Here is a 17,285-nt window from a genome sequence, read left to right on the forward strand (position 1 = left end):
CCTGTTTCGTCACCCCCGAGCACTTGCCGTGACCGCTACCGCCTTCGCCAGCCTGCCCCTCTCTGCCGCCATGCAGGCCAACCTCGCCGCCATTGGCTATGCCGAGATGACCCCCATCCAGGCTGCCAGCCTGCCGCTGATCCTCAAGGGCCGCGACCTGATTGCCCAGGCCAAGACCGGCAGCGGCAAGACTGCAGCCTTCGGCATCGGCCTGCTGCACCCGCTCAACCCGCGCTTTTTCGGTTGCCAGGCGCTGGTGCTGTGCCCGACGCGGGAACTGGCCGACCAGGTGGCCAAGGAACTGCGCCGCCTGGCCCGCGCCGCCGACAACATCAAGATACTCACCCTCTGCGGTGGCGTGCCCTTCGGGCCGCAGATCGGCTCGCTGGAGCATGGCGCCCACGTCATCGTCGGCACGCCGGGACGGGTGCAGGAACACCTGCGCAAGGGCACGCTGAAAGTCGACGGTCTCAATACCCTGGTACTCGACGAAGCCGACCGCATGCTCGACATGGGCTTCATCGACAGCATCAGCGAAATCATCCAGCAGACCCCGGCACGCCGGCAGACCCTGCTGTTCTCCGCCACCTACCCAAGCAGCATCGAGCAACTCGCTGCACGCTTCCTGCGTAGCCCGGAGCGGATCGAGGTCGAGGCCCAGCACGACGACGGGCAGATCGAACAGCGTTTCTACGAGATCGCCCCCGGCCAACGCCTGGAGGCGGTCAGCACCCTGCTGCGGCATTTCCGCAAGCAGCCGGTGGTGGCCTTCTGCGCCACGCGCCAGCAGTGCGATGAACTGGCCGCGCAACTGGAAGCCGAGAAGATTTCCGCTGCGGCCCTGCATGGCGATCTGGAGCAACGCGAGCGCGACCAGATCCTCGCCCTGTTCGCCAACCGCAGCCTCAGCGTGCTGGTGGCCACCGACGTGGCCGCGCGCGGCCTGGACATCGCCGGGCTGGAGATGGTGATCAACGTCGAGCTGTCGCGTGATGCCGAGGTGCACATCCACCGTATCGGCCGCAGTGGCCGCGCCGGCGAGAAAGGCCTGGCGCTGAGCCTGGTGGCACCGTCCGAAGCGAGTCGTGCCCAGGCCATCGAAACGCTGCAAGGCCGGGAGCTGGCCTGGTACCCGCTGCCGCAAGCCAAGGCGGGCGGCGAGCCGCTGCTGCCGCCGATGCATACGCTGTGCATCGGCGCCGGGCGCAAGGAGAAGCTGCGCCCCGGCGATATCCTCGGAGCCCTGACCGGCGATGCCGGCATTGCCGGCGACCAGGTGGGCAAGATCGCCCTGTTCGATTACCAGGCGTTCGTCGCCGTGCAGCGCGACGTTGCGCGCCACGCGCTGAAGCGCCTGAGCGAAGGAAAAATCAAGGGTAGAACTTTGCGTGTGCGTCTATTGTAAGGCTGATATAAAGACTCAAACGGCCTGGGCCGGGGTTACCCATGCGCAATATTCTGGTCATTGAAGACAGTCCACTGGTACTGAAAATCCTCGAACATCTGTTCCGTCAGGAAACCGATCTGGAACCGATCTTCTGTGCCTCGCTGGCAGAAGCCGAGGTGATGCTGGAAACTTCGGCGGCGCTGTTCTTCGCCGCCATCGTCGACCTGAACCTGCCAGACGCACCAGACGGCGAGAGCGTCGACCTGGTGATGCGCTACCACCTGCCCTGCATCGTGCTCAGTGGCAGCTACAACGAGCAGCGCCGTGACGAGCTGTTGATGAAAGGCGTGGTCGACTACGTGCTCAAGGAAAGCCAACACTCCTACGAGTACGCCTTCCGCCTGCTGCACCGGCTCGACCACAACAGCCACATCAAGATTCTCATCGCCGACGACTCTAGCGCGCAGCGCCGCTTCATTCGCCACATTCTCGAGCCGCACCACTACCAGATCATCGAGGCCAGCGACGGCAAGGAAACCCTGCGCCGGCTCAATGATCACCCGGACCTCGACCTGATGGTGCTCGACCATGCCATGCCCGGCGTCAGCGGCTTCGAACTGGTCAAGCTGCTGCGGCAGAAGCTGCGTCTCAATGACCTGATCATCATCGGCGTGTCTGCCGACCCCAAGGGTTCGCTCAGTGCGCAGTTCATCAAGCACGGCGCCGACGACTTCCTGCGCAAGCCCTTCTGCCCGGAAGAGCTGAACTGCCGGGTGATGTCCACCCTGGAGCGACGCGATCTGCTGCGTGCGTTGAAGAAGGCCGCGCAGTTCGATGCCCTGACCGGCCTGAACAATCGCCGTGCCTTCTATGAACAGGGCGCGCAGATGCTGCAGAAAGCGCAGCGCGAGAACCGCGAGGTCAGCGTGGCGATGCTCGACCTCGACCACTTCAAGCACATCAACGACGGTTTCGGCCATGCCAGCGGCGACAGTGCCCTGGTGGTGTTCGCACGGGCGATGAGCAATGCCTTTCCCGACATGCTGCTGGGCCGCCTGGGCGGCGAGGAGTTCGCCCTGCTGACCCTGCACCCAGCGCAGCACGTGGTTCAGATACTGGACAAGTTGCGCCGGCAATGCGCCGAGCTGCACTACGCCGTCGGTGCCCCGGCCTTATCGTTCAGCGCCGGGCTCTATCAGGGTGAGCCGGAAGATCTGGAAAGCCTGCTGCATGAAGCCGACATTCGCCTGTACCAGGCCAAGCAGCAAGGCCGCGCGCGCACTGTCCTGGCCTGATCAGTGCGTGTGCCGCTGCAGCGTCGCGGCATAGCTGCCATCGTCGCTCATCGCCTGAATCGCGGCATCGAAGCGCATGGCGATCTCGCGATGATGGGGATGGCTGCGCCGGACCAGGATATGCAGACCGTTCTCGCTCAACGGCAGCGGCAGAAACTCCAGCTCGTCGCGAATGCTGCTCAGCGTGTTGCCAAGCATGTAGCGCGCGACCACTTCGTCCTCCAGCGCCAACTGCACGCGCCCGGCATGCAACATGCGCGCGGCGATCTCGAAGCTGCCAACGCCAACCTTGAGCAACTGCGGATCACTGTCGAATTCCTTGGAATAGGCATAGCCCCTGACCACCGCAATGCTGTGCGAGTAGAGATCGGCCAGGGTCTCGAAGTGGATATCGCTGCCCTTGCGCTGCATGAAGCGGATGCGATTGACCAGATAAGGCTGGGAGAAATAACCATACTCGGCACGCTCATCGCTGTACCAGGCGTTGATCAGGACGTCGTAATCCTTGCGCTTGAGCCCCAGCACCGCGCGCTCCCAGGGCACCTCTACATAACTGGTGGTGTAGCCGGCGCGGGCCAGAGCCTGCTCCACCAGGTCGGTGGAAAGCCCTTTGCCGGGCAGCCGCTGATCATTGAATGGCGGCCAGGGGTCTGCCACCAGTCGCAACAGCTCAGCCGAAGCCAGTGCCGGCGACAGTAGCAAAAGCAATAGCCAGGCACGCAAAGCGGTCATTGGTGGCGATCCATCCGAAATGATCAGCTCTATTGATAGCAGGCACAACGCCATGCGTCACTGTCTCATATCTGAAACAGCCCGCCAGGTGCGCCTGCCCCGCCGACAACGCGCAGGTCAGGACCGCGGTGCAGAGCGGCTTCGGGTAAACTTCAGCGGTTTCACGCAGCGCTGGCTGCGTCAGCCGATTCACCTGAGGGCATCTCGTGTTGCAAACCGACGTACTGATCATCGGCGCAGGGGCCGCCGGCCTGATGTGTGCAGCCAGCGCAGCCGCCCGTGGTCGCCGCGTATTGATGTTGGACCACGCCAACAAGGCCGGCAAGAAAATCCTCATGTCCGGCGGCGGGCGCTGCAACTTCACCAACCTGTACTGCGAGCCGGGCAACTTCCTGTCCGGCAACCCGCACTTCTGCAAGTCCGCCCTGGCGCGCTTCACTCAGTGGGACTTCATCGGCCTGGTGGCCAAACATGGCGTGCCCTACCACGAAAAGAAGCTTGGTCAGCTGTTCTGCGACAACAAGTCCAGTGACATCCTCGAACTGCTGCTGGCCGAATGCGCCGAAGCCGGCGCGCAGATTCGCCTGAATACGGCCGTGCAGAACATAGCCAAGAGCGAAGACGGTTTCCTGCTGCAAAGCGACCTCGGCGAGATACGCTGCCAGTCCCTGGTGATCGCCACCGGAGGGCTGTCGATCCCGACCCTGGGCGCCACCGGTTTTGGCTATCAGGTGGCCAAGCAGTTCGGCCACGAACTGCTGCCGACACGCGCCGGGCTGGTGCCCTTCACCCTTACCGACCCGCAGCTCAAGACATTGTGCAGCGAGCTTTCCGGTACCTCGGTGGAGGACTGCCGGGTGAGTTGCAACGGCCAAAGTTTCGTCGAGAACATCCTCTTCACTCACCGTGGGCTGTCCGGGCCGGCGATCCTGCAGATTTCGTCCTACTGGCAAGCGGGCGATACCCTGCACATCGACCTGCTGCCGCACATCGACCTGCCCGAGTGGCTGGCGACGCAGCAGCGCGAGCGCGGCAACAGCGAACTGAAGACCCTGTTGGCCGAGCTGTTCACCAAGAAGATGGCGACCCTGCTGGTCGATAGCTGGTTCGCCAACAAACCGCTCAAGCAATATACGCCCGGTGAACTCAAGGCGATTGCCGAACGCCTGTCCGACTGGCAATTGGTGCCGGCGGGCACCGAGGGCTACCGCACCGCCGAAGTGACCCTGGGCGGGGTGAACACCGACGAAGTGTCATCGAAGACGCTGGAGTCGCTGAAGGTGCCGGGCCTGTATTTCATCGGCGAAGTGCTCGACGTCACCGGCCATCTGGGCGGTTTCAACTTCCAGTGGGCCTGGGCCTCGGGTTACGCCGCCGCACAGTACGTCTGAAGGCACGACGTTGCGCCTCCATTGATGGCGCGCCGGGAACTGCCGACGCGGCGCAGACTCTGCTATGAACAGCAGATGCAAAGCTGCAATTTCAAGGACGGCGCCGCTTCATGACACTCGAACAAGGCCAGATATTCGTCATTCTCCTCGCCAGCATGGGCCTGTTCATCTGGGGCCGCTGGCGTCACGACGTGGTGGCGCTGGCTGCGCTGCTGGCCTGCGTGATCGTCGGCCTGGTGCCGGAGCGCGAAGCCTTCGTCGGCTTCGGTCATCCGGCGGTCATCACCGTGGCTTGCGTGCTGGTGCTCAGCCATGGCCTGCAACGCACCGGAGCGGTCAATCGGCTGGCGTTGCGCCTGTTGCCCAGCGGCGCCGGGGTGATGGTCTCGATCGCCGCACTGACCGCGCTCGGCGCCCTGCTGTCGGCCTTCATGAACAATGTCGGCGCCCTGGCGCTGCTGATGCCGATCGCCCTGCAGATCGCCTCACGCCTGGAACTGCCACCCGGGCGCCTGCTGATGCCACTGGCCTTCGGCACCATTCTCGGCGGTATGACCACGCTGATCGGCACACCGCCGAACCTGATCGTCTCCAGCTTCCGTGCGCAACAAGGCGCCGGTCCCTTCGCCATGTTCGACTTCAGCCCGGTGGGCGTGGCCGTGGCCCTGGCAGGCGTGCTGTTCATCAGCCTGCTCGGCTGGCGTCTGGTACCGAAGCGCGAAGTCGGCAACGCCGCCAGTTTCGACACCGGCCATTACCTGACCGAGGCGCGAATCAAGGAAGGCGGCATGGCCCAGGGCAAGACGCTGCGCGAGATCGAGCAACTGCTCGATGAAGCCGACGCCCAGGTTGTCGCCATGGTGCGCAACAAGCTGCGTCTGACGGCGCCCAACCCACGGCGCGTGCTGCAGGCCGACGATGTGCTGGTGATCGAAGCCGACCCGGAAGAGCTGGGCGAGGTGCTCAGCAAGCTGGACCTGCTGCTGGAGGCCGAGCGCGAGGCGCAAGAGGAACAGCACAAAGAAGAACCGAGCGACACGGAGAACAAGGAAAGCAACGGCGACGAACGCGCCATGCAGGAGCTGCTGGTCAAACCCGACTCATCGCTGATCGGACGCTCGGCCAGCAGCACACGCTTACGCAGCCGTTACTCCATCAACCTGCTGGCCATTTCGCGACAGAGCCACCGCTCGATAAAGCGCCTGCGCTCGACCACGATGCAAAGCGGTGACGTCCTGTTGCTGCAGGGCAGCAGTGAAGACATCGGCGAATTCGCCAACGACTATGGCTGCGTGCCCCTGGCGGCGCGGGCGATCAATATCCCGGATTCGAGCCAGGCCAACCTGGCCCTCGTCATCATGTTGCTGGCCATCGCTGCAGCGGCCTTCGGCTTGCTCTCGGCAGCGATTGCCTTCGCCTGCGGGGTGCTGGCCTACATGCTGCTGCGCCTGGTACCGCTGCGAGCCGTCTACGAAGCCATCGACTGGCCGGTGATCGTGCTGCTCGGCGCACTGATTCCGGTAGCGGGGGCGATGTCCACCAGCGGCGCGGCCGATCTGCTGGCGCGGCTGCTGATGGAGCAACTGGCGCAAGGCAACCCGATCATCATCGTCACCCTGCTGCTGGTGGTGACCATGACCCTGTCGGATTTCATGAACAACGCCGCGACCGCAGCGGTGATGTGCCCGATTGCCCTGAGCGCCGCCAGTCAGCTCGGCGTGAGCCCGGATGCCCTGCTCATGGCCGTGGCCATCGGCGCCTCGTGCTCGTTCCTGACGCCCATCGGTCACCAGAACAACACCCTGATTCTCAGCCCAGGCGGCTTTAATTTCGGCGATTACTGGCGCCTGGGTTTGCCGCTGGAGATTCTCGTGGTCTGCCTCAGCGTCCCCCTGCTGCTGTGGGTCTGGCCCTTGTAGGCCACCAGCCTACAGCTGCTCGAGCACGCTGGCAGGTGACTGAAACTTGAGTCCATGCGCCTCGGCGACGCTGCCACAGGTAATCACCCCGCGGGCAACGTTGAGGCCGGCGAGCAGATGCGGATCGTCCTCCAGCGCTCGCCGCGTACCTTTCTGCGCCAGCGCCACGACGAACGGCAGCGTGGCGTTGTTCAGCGCCAGTGTCGAGGTTCGCGCCACCGCGCCGGGCATGTTGGCCACGCAGTAGTGCACCACATCGTCGACCACATAGATGGGGTCGGCATGGGTGGTCGCATGTGAGGTTTCGGCGCAGCCGCCCTGATCGATGGCGACATCCACCAGCACCGCGCCCGCCTTCATTTGCCGCACCATGTCCGCGGTGATCAGCTTCGGCGCTGCGGCGCCGGGAATCAGCACCCCACCAATCACCAGATCGGCGTCCAGCACCTGTTCGCGTACCGCCGCGCGAGTGGAGTAGAGCGTGGTGATGCGATTGCCATACTGGGCATCGAGCCGGCGCAACGCATCGACGCTGCGGTCGAGTACCGTGACATTCGCGCCCAGCCCGACCGCCATGGCCAGGGCATGACTGCCAACCACCCCACCGCCGAGAATCACCACCTTGCCCGGCGCCACACCTGGCACACCACCCAGCAATACGCCACGCCCGCCGCGAGCCTTCTCCAGGCAGTTGGCACCAGCCTGGATCGACATGCGCCCGGCCACTTCCGACATCGGCGCCAACAGCGGCAGGCGGCCCTGGGCGTCGGTCACCGTCTCATAGGCGATACAGGTGGCACCGCCGGCCATCAGCTCGTCGGTCTGCGCACGATCCGGAGCCAGGTGCAGATAGGTGAACAGCGTGTGGTGAGCTCGCAACCTGGCGCGCTCCACCGCCAGCGGTTCCTTGACCTTGACGATCAACTGCCCCTGCTGGAACACCTGCGCCGAGTCCTTGGCGATCTGCGCGCCGGCCTCGAGATAATCCTCGTCGGCGAAACCGATGGCGGCGCCAGCCTGGGTTTCGATCCACACCTCATGACCGAGCGCAGTCAGCTCAGCCACCGACTGCGGCGTGAGACCGACGCGGTACTCGTGGTTCTTGATTTCCTTGGGTACGCCGATTCGCATGACCATCTCCAACCATTGCGGGCCAACAGTCTGAAGTCTAGGAAAGCGTGAGCCAGCTCACCGGAAAATCCGCGAGAAATTTCGCCCGTCCGTCACTGCCCGAACAGCAGGCGCCGCGCCTCGGCGCTAAGCAGCGCCTGTGGGTCGGCGTTCACCTGCTCCACCAACGCATAAGCACGCTGCACCGCCGGGCGCGCATCGATACGTTCGAGCCAGGCGGCCATGTTGGGAAAGTCCTCCAGCTTCTGCTGCTGCGTCTTCCACAGCTTGGCCCAGGGGTAGATGGCCATGTCGGCGATGGAGTACTCACCCGCCACGTAATCGCGCCCGGCCAGTTGGCGGTCGAGCACAGCGTACAGGCGCGCGGTTTCCTTCACGTAACGGTCGATGGCATAGGGAATCGGCTCCGGCGCATAACGCACGAAGTGATGGTTCTGCCCCGCCATCGGTCCGACGCCGCCCATCTGCCAGTACAGCCACTGCAGCACGCCGAAACGCGCACGCGTCTCGCGCGACAGGAACTGCCCGCTCTTGTCGGCCAGGTATTCGAGAATCGCCCCGGACTCGAACAACGCGATGGGCTCGCCGCCATCGGCCGGCGCGTGATCGACGATGGCCGGAATGCGGTTGTTCGGCGCGATCTTGAGAAACTCCGGCGCGAACTGCTCGCCCTTGCCGATATGCACCGGCACGATGCGGTAGTCGAGCCCGGCCTCTTCGAGAAAGATGCTGACCTTGTGGCCGTTGGGTGTGGTCCAGTAGTACAGGTCGATCATTTGCTCTGCTCCACATGGATAGAGGCCCGCTTGACCGGGCCGTGGGTCGTTTCATAAGCCTGCAGGATGCGCGCGAACCAGGCACCCAGCGCCGAGTCGTCGGCCCAGGGCTGCACGCCCAGGCACCAGGCCCAGAACAGCATGCCGGCCAGCAGGTAGTCACAACCGCCAGGCGCCTGACCTTCGAGGAAAGGCTGATCACGCAGCCACATTTCCAGCGGCGCTACGCCTTCACGGAACAGCCGCTCACCGCCCTGCGGATCGGCGAACGCCTCCAGGCTCATGCCCAGCGCCTTCTCCCGGCTGCTGCGGAAATACTCGCGGTCGGCCGGATCGATCACCTGCCACACGCGCGGGATGAGCATCTTCAGCAAGGGCACGCGCACCATGTTAAAGCTCAGGCGTTCCACCAGACGCGCGCGCTCGCTGGCCAGGGCATCGCCGAGCAAGGGCTGCTGCGGATAACGCTGGTCCAGGTAGGCGAAGATCGCCAGGCTGTCATGCACCGCCTCGCCATCATCGGTCAGCACCGGCACCAGCTTCTGCCCGGAAAAGGCGATCAGCTCCTTGTCGGTGAAGCGTATCGGCCGGCTCTGCCAGTCCAGCCCCTTGTGCGCCAGGGCCAGACGCACGCGCCAGCAGTAGGGCGAGAACAGCAGCTCTGGATCGGCGCCACACAACTCGAACAATTCCCGCATATCACCTCCTTTAAAAACCAATCAGTCCAAAATTAGTCGAACAAAAAACCGCTCAAACGCAATCCAGACTGGCCATCACCACTGCAACGGTGGCGCGAATCGAATCCGCCGGCACCGCCGACTTGACCTGAGTACGCAGGCCGCTCATCACGCATTGCAGATAACCGGCGCGGGCCGCGAGGTTCTCGCCGTTGCTCAGCTCCCCGCAGGCCACGGCACGTTGCAGTGCCTGCTCGAAAATCTGGCAGATACCCGCCGTCGCTTGCTGCAGTACCGGCACCAGCGCCGGTTCCGACAGGGAGAATTCATTGGCCACGTTGACCAGCATGCAGCCGCGTGGCACGCCGTCAGGACCATCGTCTTCGAGCACGCTGAGCAGGCGCTCACGGATGAAGGCGAGCGGCGAGGTGCTTGCCTGCAACTGCTCCCGCAACAGGGCGCGACGCTGCGCCACGTAAAGGCTGAAGGCCGCAGCGAACCACGCCTGCTTGCTCGGGTAGGTTTGATAGAGACTGCTCTTCGACAGCCCGGTTACCGCCTGCAGGTCCTGTAGCGACGCGGCTTCGTAACCGCGCTGCCAGAACAGTTGCATGGCGCTTTCCAGGGCTCGCTCGGGGCAGAAGCTTTTGGGTCGTCCACGTGTCGTCATGCGCGAAATTTAGAACCGATCAGTTCTAAATTCAAGTCTTGGGCTCCTTCAGATCGACGATGCCGCGCAACAACTCCACCGGCAACGGAAAGACGATGGTCGAGCTCTTGTCACTGGCGATATGGCTCAGCGTCTGCATGTAACGCAACTGCATGGCGCCGCTCTGCCGGCCAAGTATCTCGGCGGCCTGCATCAGCTTTTCCGAGGCCTGCAGCTCGCCTTCGGCGTGAATTACCTTGGCGCGCCGCTCACGTTCAGCCTCGGCCTGACGGGCGATGGCGCGCACCATCGACTCGTTGATGTCGACATGCTTGATCTCGACGTTGGCGACCTTGATGCCCCAGGCGTCGGTCTGCGCGTCCAGCACCTGCTGGATGTCGGAATTGAGCTGTTCGCGCTCGGCGAGCATCTGATCGAGGTCATGCTTGCCGAGCACCGCACGCAATGTGGTCTGCGCCAGCTGACTGGTGGCGACCATGTAGTCCTCGACCTGGATGATGGCGTTCTCTGGATCGAGCACGCGGAAGTAGAGCACCGCGTTGACCTTGACCGAGACGTTGTCGCGGGAGATCACGTCCTGCGGTGGTACGTCGAGCACGATGGTACGCAGGTCCACCCGCACCATCTGCTGCAATCCAGGGATGATCAGGATCAGCCCCGGGCCCTTGACCCGCCAGAAGCGGCCGAGCTGGAACACCACGCCACGTTCATATTCGCGCAGGATGCGAAACGATGAGACGAGCAGCACCAGGACGATGATCGCCAGTGAAAGAAAACTCAATTCGAAACCCATCAGTGACCTCCTTGGGGCGGTGGGTCATCCACCGCGCTGACCTGCAGATGCACGCCTTCGCGCGCCGTGACTCGTACCTGTTGCCCGGGCCGTAACGGCGAGGCGCTATGCACCTGCCAGCGTTCGCCCTGCAGCGCCACCCAACCAGCGCGCGGATCGTCGTCACGCACCGCAGCGACCGCCACCAGGCTGCCTACCAGACCGCTGCCACCGGCCACTTGCTGACGCTGCCTGGCCCGGAGCGCCATGCTGACGATGGCCAGGATCGCCGCCGCGCTGATCAGCGCCAGGGTGAAGATCAGCGCCAGCGGGATGCCGAAGCCCGGCACGTCGGTATCGATCAGGATCAGCCCACCGAAGACGAACGCCACCACCCCGCCGATGCCGAGCACGCCGAAGCTGGGCAAGAAGGCCTCGGCGGTGATGAAGGCAATACCGAGCAGGATCAACGCCACCCCCGCATAGTTCACCGGTAGCAGCTGCAGGGCGTAGAGCGCGAGCACCAGACTGATGCCACCGATCACCCCGCCGACGCCGCTACCGGGATTGGAGAACTCGAAAAACAGGCCGTAGACACCGATCATCATCAGAATCAGCGCCACGCTGGGGTTGGTGATCACCGCCAGCAACCGGGTACGCCAGTCCGGCGCATGGCTGATCAGCGGCGCACCGGCGGTAGCCAGGGTGACTTCGACGCCTGCAGCTTGCAGGGTCTTGCCGTCCAGCTGGCGCAGCAGGTCGCCCTGGTCCTTGGCCAGATAGTCGATAACCTTCTGCTCCAGCGCCTCCTCGGCGGACAGGCTGACGGCCTCGCGCACCGCCCGTTCGGCCCACTCGGCATTGCGCCCGCGCATGTTGGCCAGACCGCGGATGTATGCGGCTGCATCGTTGACCTGCTTGGCGGTCATGGCATCGCCCGAGCCCTTTGCGCCTTGCGCGGGCTTGTCCGTGTCGCCCTTGCCATCGCCCTCCGGCTTGCTCGGCGAGCCAGACATACCGATGGCCACCGGCGTGGCGGCGCCAAGGTTGGTCCCTGGCGCCATGGCGGCGACATGGCTGGCATAGAGGATGTAGGTGCCGGCGCTGGCAGCCCGTGCACCGCCTGGGGCGACGTAACTGGCCACCGGGATGGGGCTGGCTAAAATCGCCTTGATGATCGCGCGCATGGAGCTATCCAGGCCGCCGGGGGTGTCGATCTCGATCAGCACCAGCTGCGCACCCTCGTCCACCGCCTTGGCCAGACCGCGCACCAGGTAGTCGGCGCTGGCCGGGCCGATCACCCCATCCACCTGCAAGCGCACCACCGCGCCCGGCGCCGCACTCGCCCCCACCGAACCGCAGAGGATCAGAGCACACAGACACTGACGCAACCAGCCAGGCAACACGTTCGACTCCCAGGCCCCGCAGCAATACCGAGCAGGTGGCGGAGGGCCTGTGTTGAGCATAGTCCATCTCCCAGCGTGGCCCGCGACGCGGCCGGCGCATGTGCTACAGGGGATGTACGGGTGCACCAACAGTTGCTCGCCGCAGGAGCATATCTATCCGCGATACGGACGACGCAATCGCGAAAGGTGCCAGGCCGAACAGATTGTCGGCAGACAGATACCCAGTGACTGGTCAGTTCCGGTAGGCTGCACGCATCGCTCCAGATCAGATTTCGTATGCCGCGCCCTCGTCTTCGCCAATCGCTACGCCGCCTCTGGGCACTGGATAAATTCAGCGCCAGCCTGCGAGTGCTCATCGCCCTGACTGGCGCCCTGGCGCTGTGCTGGTGGCAAGGCTGGATGCATGGGCTGATTCCGCTGTTTCTCGGCATCATCGCCTGCGCCCTGACCGAAACCGACGACAGCTGGCAGGGCCGCCTGGGTACCGTGCTGGTCACCCTGCTGTGCTTCAGCGCGGCGGCCTATGCGGTGGAGTTTCTCTTCCCCTATCCCTGGCTGTTCGTCATTGCCCTGGCGCTTTCCGCTTTTTCCCTGACCATGCTCGGCTCCCTGGGCGAGCGCTTCGCCACCCTCGGTTCGGGCACGCTGATCCTCGCCGTGTACAGCATGATCGGCGTCGAACAGCGCGGCGGTGTCGCCGGCCTGTGGCTGGAACCCCTGTTGCTGGTGGCCGGTGCCGCCTGGTACGGCCTGCTGTCGGTGATCTGGCACGGCCTGTTCGCCCATCAGCCAGTGCAACAGAGCCTGGCCCGGCTGTTTCGCGAGCTGGGCAAGTACCTCAAGCTCAAGGCGGCCTTGTTCGAGCCCGTGCGCCAACTGGATATCGAGCAACGCCGTCTGGACCTCGCCCAGCAGAACGGGCGGGTGGTCTCCGCGCTGAACGCGGCCAAGGAGATCATCCTGCATCGCGTTGGCGGCGGGCGCCCCGGGCCCAAGGTCAATCGCTACCTGAAGCTGTATTTCCTCGCCCAGGACATTCACGAGCGCGCCAGCTCGTCGCACTACCCCTACAACGAGCTGGCCGAAGCCTTCTTCCACAGCGACGTGCTGTTCCGCTGCCAGCGTCTGCTGCGCCTGCACGGCGAAGCCTGCCAGCGCCTGGGCAGCGCCATCGAGCTGCGCCAGCCATTCGAATACCGCGAGCTGTGCAGCCAGGCCCTGGAAGACCTGCACGCCTCGCTCGACCATCTGCACCTGCAGAGCAATCCGGCCTGGCGCCGTCTGCTGCGCTCGCTCGGCGCGCTGGCTGGCAACCTGGCCAGCCTGGACCTGCTGCTGGGTAACGCCAGCAACCCCGATGCCCTGGCCGATGAACAGGACAGCAGCCTGCTCGATCGCGAACCGCATTCATTGCGCGAGGTGGTCGAACGTATCGGCCAGCAGCTGACCCCCACCTCGCTGCTGTTTCGCCATGCCCTGCGCCTGTCCATCGCCCTGGCCGCCGGCTACGGCCTGCTGCACCTGATTCACCCGACCCAGGGCTACTGGATCCTGCTGACCACCCTGTTCGTCTGCCAACCGAACTACGGCGCCACGCGCCTGAAGCTGGTGCAGCGTATCGCCGGCACCCTGCTTGGTCTGGGTATCGGCTGGGCGTTGTTCGATCTGTTCCCCGACCCGCGTATCCAGGCCCTGTTCGCCGTGGTCGCCGGGGTCGCCTTCTTCGCCACGCGCAGCACGCGCTACACCCTGGCCACGGCGGCAATCACCCTGCTGGTGCTGTTCTGCTTCAACCAGATCGGCAACGGCTACGGTCTGTTCCTGCCAAGGCTGATCGACACCCTGATCGGCGGTGTGCTGGCCGGGCTGGCGGTATTCCTGATCCTGCCGGACTGGCAGGGCCGGCGCCTGGGCCGCATGCTGGCGAGCACACTGAGCTGCAACAGCGCCTACCTGCGCCAGATCATCGCCCAATATGCGCGCGGCAAGCGTGACGACCTCGGCTATCGCCTGGCCCGGCGCAATGCGCACAACGCCGATGCGGCGCTGTCCACCACCCTCGGCAACATGCTGATGGAGCCCGGACACTTCCGTAAGGACGCCGACCTCGGCTTCCGTTTCCTGGTGCTCTCGCACACCCTGCTCAGCTACCTCTCCGGACTGGGCGCGCACCGTGGCGAACAACTGCCGCAGGCCGCTCAGGCGCACCTGCTGGAACAGGCCGAGGCACTGGCCAGAAGCCTCGACGAAATCGCCACTGGCCTGCGCGGCGAACAACCGCTGGCCATTCACAGCGACGAGGAAGAAGCACTGGCGCAGAGCCTGGAACTGATCGCCGAGGACGTCGACGAGCGCCAGCGGCTGGTGCAGACGCAGTTGGCGCTGATCTGTCGCCAGCTCGCGCCATTGCGCACACTGGCCGTACATCTGCAGAAAGATCGCCACTAGCAGGCTAACGGGGCTTTCTGCCACTATCTGGCGATGCCTATTCACCAGGCCTTGCCCATGCCAGCCAACCGACACACCACCCTCGCCTACCTGGCCGTATTGCCGGGCTTGCTGCTGGTGTGCTGCCTGCTGCTGACCGGCCAATCGGCACTCGCCAATACCCAGCTGGACGACAACAGCACGCCGCAGGACCTCTATGGTCTGGTCGATTTCCTCGCCGACCCGCAAGGCACCCTGACCCTGGATAATGTCCGCGCGGGCGACGCCCCGTTTCACTCCTCGCTGACGCGCCGCGACCTCAGCTTCGGCTACGTGCCAGGCGCGATCTGGCTGCGTCTGCCGCTGCAGTCGGATGCCCAGGAAAAACGCGTCTGGCGCCTGGAGCTGAACTACGCCTCGCTCGACGAAGTGCGCCTCTACGACACCGGCGCCGATGGCGTGCGCGAGTCACGCAGCGGCGACACCGTGCCCTACGCCGAACGCAGCGTCGGCCATCGCAACCCGGTATTCGAAATCACCCTGCAACCTGGCGAGCAACGCACGCTGTACCTGCGCGTCGACTCACGCGGCAGCATGACCCTCAGCGGTGCGCTGATGCCTTCACGCGATTTCGAACAACACAGCCAGAACGGCTATCTGGTGCACGCCCTCTACTTCGGCGTACTGGTCGCCCTTGGCCTGTACAACCTGCTGCTGTTCCTCGCCCTGCGCGAACGGCCCTTCCTCAACTATGTGCTGTTCATGTTTGCCTTCGCCCTCAGCGTGCTGTCGCTCAACGGTTTTGGCGCGCAGTACCTGTGGTCCGAGGCCGCGCCCTGGAGCAACCGCATGCTGCCAGTCAGCCTGACCTCGGCGGCGCTTCTCTCGGTGGTGTTCGCCCGCAGCTTCCTCGATACCCGACAATGGCTGCCGCGCTGGGACAAGGGCCTGCTGATGCTGTGCATCGCGATCGCTGCGGCCTTGCTGGGCACCGTACTGCTGCCGGTACAGCGCGCACTGCAGCTGATGTCGCTGACCGGCCTGATCGCCACCCTGACCCTGCTGCTCACCAGCTTCGTCTGCGTCGGCTATCGGGTGCCCGGCGCGCGCCTGTTCGCCCTGGCCTGGCTGATGCTGCTGACCGGCGCGGTGCTGCTGGCGCTGCGCAACTTCGCCCTGATTCCGTCGAACTTCCTTACCCTGTACGCCATGCAGATCGGCTCGGCGCTGGAGATGATCCTGCTGTCCTTCGCCCTGGCGGCACGCTTCAACGAACTCAAACGCCAGCGCGAAGCGGCGCTGCAACTCAATGAACAGGTCCTTGCCAAGCGCGTCACCGAGCGCACCCTGGCACTGGAGCAGGCCAACCAGCGCCTCAGTGAACTGGCGCTACAGGACCCGCTGACTGGCCTGGCCAATCGCACCGCCCTGCAGCAGCATCTGGATCAGGCTCTGGCGCGTAGCCAACGACGCAACGAGCTGATCGCGGTGATGCTGATCGACCTGGACGGCTTCAAGCCGATCAACGACCAGCACGGCCACGGCTTTGGCGACCAGGTACTGGCGGAAATCGCCAGACGCCTGCGCCAGTACATCCGTGATGCCGACCTGCCGGCGCGCCTCGGCGGCGACGAATTCGTGGTGATCTGCGAGAACGTGCAATCGGCCGAAGACGCCCAGGACCTGGCCAAGCGCCTGCTGGAAGGGCTGGACACGCCGATCTATCTGGAAGATCGTGCCGTGCGCGTCGGCGCCAGCATCGGTATCGCTCTGAGTCGCGGCACCGATGACGCCACCACGCTGATTCGCCTGGCCGACGTGGCCATGTACCGGGCCAAGGCCGAAGGTCGCAACCGCGTGCAGTTGGCGCCCCATTGTCTTTGAAGAGGGCCACGGCCTCTCTCTCACCTCGAACCCGATAGCGCACCATGGACAAGAATCTGCTGCTGCAAGACGTGCTCGCCCATCTGCAGGCCGACCTCGAACAGGCCACTCTCGCCGCCCTCAGCGCACACGAAACGGCCACCCATGAAGAGAACGTCGCCGAGAACAAGTACGACACCCTGGGGCTGGAAGCCGCCTATCTGGCCAGCGGCCAGGCGCGCCGCGTCGAGGAGCTGCGTCAAACCCTGATCACCTGGCGCCAGTTGCGTCCACGGCCGTTCGACGAGGCCCAGGGCATCGAACTGGGTGCACTGGTTCAGGTGATCGATGCACAGGACCAGTCGCGCTGGCTGTTCCTCGGCCCGCAAGGCGCGAGCATGAAGTTGCAGCAGGCGGAGCAAACGATTCAGGTACTCGGCAGCGCCGCGCCCCTGGGCCGCGCCTTGCTAGGCAAGGGCCCGGGCGATGAAATCAGCCTGCCGATGGCCGGTGGCGCGCAGTCGTTCGAGGTACTCAGCGTCGAGTGAGCGGGAACTATCCGGGCTATGGTTGGTAAACATCTATACACCCCAAGCCGGGAGCGCCCCATGGAATCGCCCGTTCACGACCTGCCCGCACTGTTCAAGCAACTCGGCCTGGCCGATGACCACGCCAGCATCGAAACCTTCATCAAGCGCCACTCGCCGCTAGCTGTGATCTCTCAGTAGGTTGTTCATCCGGGGCATTCCCGGAATTCTGGAAGCGCGACCAACACAGCCTTCCAGGAGCCCCGGATGAACCTGCATAAACATGCCCGTCTTACCCCGCGAGGTCGAGCC

At 64.6% G+C, this 17,285-nt stretch carries 14 protein-coding genes and 1 pseudogene; 8 read left to right on the forward strand and 7 right to left on the reverse strand.

Annotated features, from left to right (window positions below; all coding sequences use genetic code 11):
- Positions 1 to 28: 28 nt before the first annotated feature.
- Both dbpA and ACN8M7_RS03740 read left to right on the forward strand, forming a co-directional pair.
- Positions 29 to 1,405: an ATP-dependent RNA helicase DbpA gene (gene dbpA / locus ACN8M7_RS03735; RefSeq protein ID WP_490259806.1), complete on the forward strand. Its 1,377-nt coding sequence runs from the start codon at positions 29 to 31 to the stop codon at positions 1,403 to 1,405.
- Between the two features lie 41 nt (positions 1,406 to 1,446).
- Positions 1,447 to 2,682: a GGDEF domain-containing response regulator gene (locus tag ACN8M7_RS03740; protein WP_061238495.1), complete on the forward strand. Its 1,236-nt coding sequence runs from the start codon at positions 1,447 to 1,449 to the stop codon at positions 2,680 to 2,682.
- Here the strand turns inward: ACN8M7_RS03740 and ACN8M7_RS03745 are convergent, their stop codons facing one another.
- Positions 2,683 to 3,414 (reverse strand): substrate-binding periplasmic protein, encoded by a 732-nt coding sequence (locus ACN8M7_RS03745; protein WP_061238496.1) that lies wholly within the window; start codon positions 3,412 to 3,414, stop codon positions 2,683 to 2,685.
- Positions 3,415 to 3,620: 206 nt separating this feature from the next.
- Between ACN8M7_RS03745 and ACN8M7_RS03750 the strand changes: the two genes are divergently transcribed.
- Together ACN8M7_RS03750 and ACN8M7_RS03755 are read left to right on the forward strand one after the other, a co-directional pair.
- Positions 3,621 to 4,805 carry a BaiN/RdsA family NAD(P)/FAD-dependent oxidoreductase gene (locus ACN8M7_RS03750; protein WP_061238497.1) on the forward strand — a complete coding sequence of 395 codons (1,185 nt, stop codon included), beginning with the start codon at positions 3,621 to 3,623 and terminating at the stop codon, positions 4,803 to 4,805.
- A gap of 110 nt (positions 4,806 to 4,915) precedes the next feature.
- The gene (locus tag ACN8M7_RS03755) at positions 4,916 to 6,724 is read left to right on the forward strand and encodes an SLC13 family permease (protein WP_061238498.1); all 1,809 of its coding nucleotides are present in this window, start codon (positions 4,916 to 4,918) and stop codon (positions 6,722 to 6,724) included.
- 9 nt (positions 6,725 to 6,733) lie between these two features.
- Here the strand turns inward: ACN8M7_RS03755 and ald are convergent, their stop codons facing one another.
- The 6 genes from ald to ACN8M7_RS03785 all read right to left on the reverse strand — a co-directional run bounded on the left by ald (position 6,734) and on the right by ACN8M7_RS03785 (position 12,153).
- Positions 6,734 to 7,855 carry an alanine dehydrogenase gene (ald, locus tag ACN8M7_RS03760; protein WP_490259807.1) on the reverse strand — a complete coding sequence of 374 codons (1,122 nt, stop codon included), beginning with the start codon at positions 7,853 to 7,855 and terminating at the stop codon, positions 6,734 to 6,736.
- A 92-nt stretch (positions 7,856 to 7,947) separates the two neighbouring features.
- Entirely contained in the window at positions 7,948 to 8,631 is a 684-nt protein-coding gene (locus tag ACN8M7_RS03765; protein ID WP_061238500.1) for a glutathione S-transferase N-terminal domain-containing protein, read from the reverse strand.
- The gene (locus ACN8M7_RS03770) at positions 8,628 to 9,329 is read right to left on the reverse strand and encodes a glutathione S-transferase family protein (RefSeq protein WP_490259808.1); all 702 of its coding nucleotides are present in this window, start codon (positions 9,327 to 9,329) and stop codon (positions 8,628 to 8,630) included. The genes ACN8M7_RS03765 and ACN8M7_RS03770 overlap by 4 nt, the downstream gene beginning before the upstream one ends.
- Positions 9,330 to 9,381: 52 nt before the next feature.
- Positions 9,382 to 9,921 (reverse strand): TetR/AcrR family transcriptional regulator, encoded by a 540-nt coding sequence (locus tag ACN8M7_RS03775; RefSeq protein ID WP_490259809.1) that lies wholly within the window; start codon positions 9,919 to 9,921, stop codon positions 9,382 to 9,384.
- Positions 9,922 to 10,009: 88 nt separating this feature from the next.
- Positions 10,010 to 10,771: a slipin family protein gene (locus ACN8M7_RS03780; protein WP_490259810.1), complete on the reverse strand. Its 762-nt coding sequence runs from the start codon at positions 10,769 to 10,771 to the stop codon at positions 10,010 to 10,012.
- Positions 10,771 to 12,153 (reverse strand): NfeD family protein, encoded by a 1,383-nt coding sequence (locus ACN8M7_RS03785; RefSeq protein WP_490259834.1) that lies wholly within the window; start codon positions 12,151 to 12,153, stop codon positions 10,771 to 10,773. Before ACN8M7_RS03785 ends, ACN8M7_RS03780 begins: the two co-directional genes overlap by 1 nt.
- A gap of 279 nt (positions 12,154 to 12,432) precedes the next feature.
- On the opposite strand from ACN8M7_RS03785, the gene yccS reads away from it, so the two are divergent.
- The 4 genes and pseudogenes from yccS to ACN8M7_RS03805 form a co-directional block, all read left to right on the forward strand.
- Positions 12,433 to 14,604: a YccS family putative transporter gene (gene yccS / locus ACN8M7_RS03790; protein WP_490259811.1), complete on the forward strand. Its 2,172-nt coding sequence runs from the start codon at positions 12,433 to 12,435 to the stop codon at positions 14,602 to 14,604.
- Between the two features lie 57 nt (positions 14,605 to 14,661).
- Positions 14,662 to 16,467: a 7TM diverse intracellular signaling domain-containing protein gene (locus ACN8M7_RS03795; RefSeq protein WP_490259812.1), complete on the forward strand. Its 1,806-nt coding sequence runs from the start codon at positions 14,662 to 14,664 to the stop codon at positions 16,465 to 16,467.
- A gap of 44 nt (positions 16,468 to 16,511) precedes the next feature.
- Entirely contained in the window at positions 16,512 to 16,994 is a 483-nt protein-coding gene (locus tag ACN8M7_RS03800) for a GreA/GreB family elongation factor (protein ID WP_490259813.1), read from the forward strand.
- Positions 16,995 to 17,054: 60 nt separating this feature from the next.
- Positions 17,055 to 17,156 (forward strand): annotated as a pseudogene (locus ACN8M7_RS03805) (DUF2789 family protein); the annotation flags it as partial.
- Positions 17,157 to 17,285 lie beyond the last annotated feature (129 nt).

Origin of the sequence: Pseudomonas spartinae, assembly GCF_965197125.1 — a bacterium.
In the GTDB taxonomy this organism is placed as follows: Bacteria; Pseudomonadota; Gammaproteobacteria; order Pseudomonadales; family Pseudomonadaceae; genus Aquipseudomonas; species Aquipseudomonas composti_A.

Coding starts and splice junctions, on each gene's coding strand:
- ACN8M7_RS03740 (WP_061238495.1), top strand. CDS start 1,447: ATGCGCAATATTCTGGTCATTGAAGACAGTCCACTGGTACTGAAAATC.
- ACN8M7_RS03745 (WP_061238496.1), bottom strand. CDS start 3,414: ATGACCGCTTTGCGTGCCTGGCTATTGCTTTTGCTACTGTCGCCGGCA.
- ACN8M7_RS03755 (WP_061238498.1), top strand. CDS start 4,916: ATGACACTCGAACAAGGCCAGATATTCGTCATTCTCCTCGCCAGCATG.
- ald (WP_490259807.1), bottom strand. CDS start 7,855: ATGCGAATCGGCGTACCCAAGGAAATCAAGAACCACGAGTACCGCGTC.
- ACN8M7_RS03765 (WP_061238500.1), bottom strand. CDS start 8,631: ATGATCGACCTGTACTACTGGACCACACCCAACGGCCACAAGGTCAGC.
- ACN8M7_RS03770 (WP_490259808.1), bottom strand. CDS start 9,329: ATGCGGGAATTGTTCGAGTTGTGTGGCGCCGATCCAGAGCTGCTGTTC.
- ACN8M7_RS03775 (WP_490259809.1), bottom strand. CDS start 9,921: ATGCAACTGTTCTGGCAGCGCGGTTACGAAGCCGCGTCGCTACAGGAC.
- ACN8M7_RS03780 (WP_490259810.1), bottom strand. CDS start 10,771: ATGGGTTTCGAATTGAGTTTTCTTTCACTGGCGATCATCGTCCTGGTG.
- yccS (WP_490259811.1), top strand. CDS start 12,433: ATGCCGCGCCCTCGTCTTCGCCAATCGCTACGCCGCCTCTGGGCACTG.
- ACN8M7_RS03795 (WP_490259812.1), top strand. CDS start 14,662: ATGCCAGCCAACCGACACACCACCCTCGCCTACCTGGCCGTATTGCCG.
- ACN8M7_RS03800 (WP_490259813.1), top strand. CDS start 16,512: ATGGACAAGAATCTGCTGCTGCAAGACGTGCTCGCCCATCTGCAGGCC.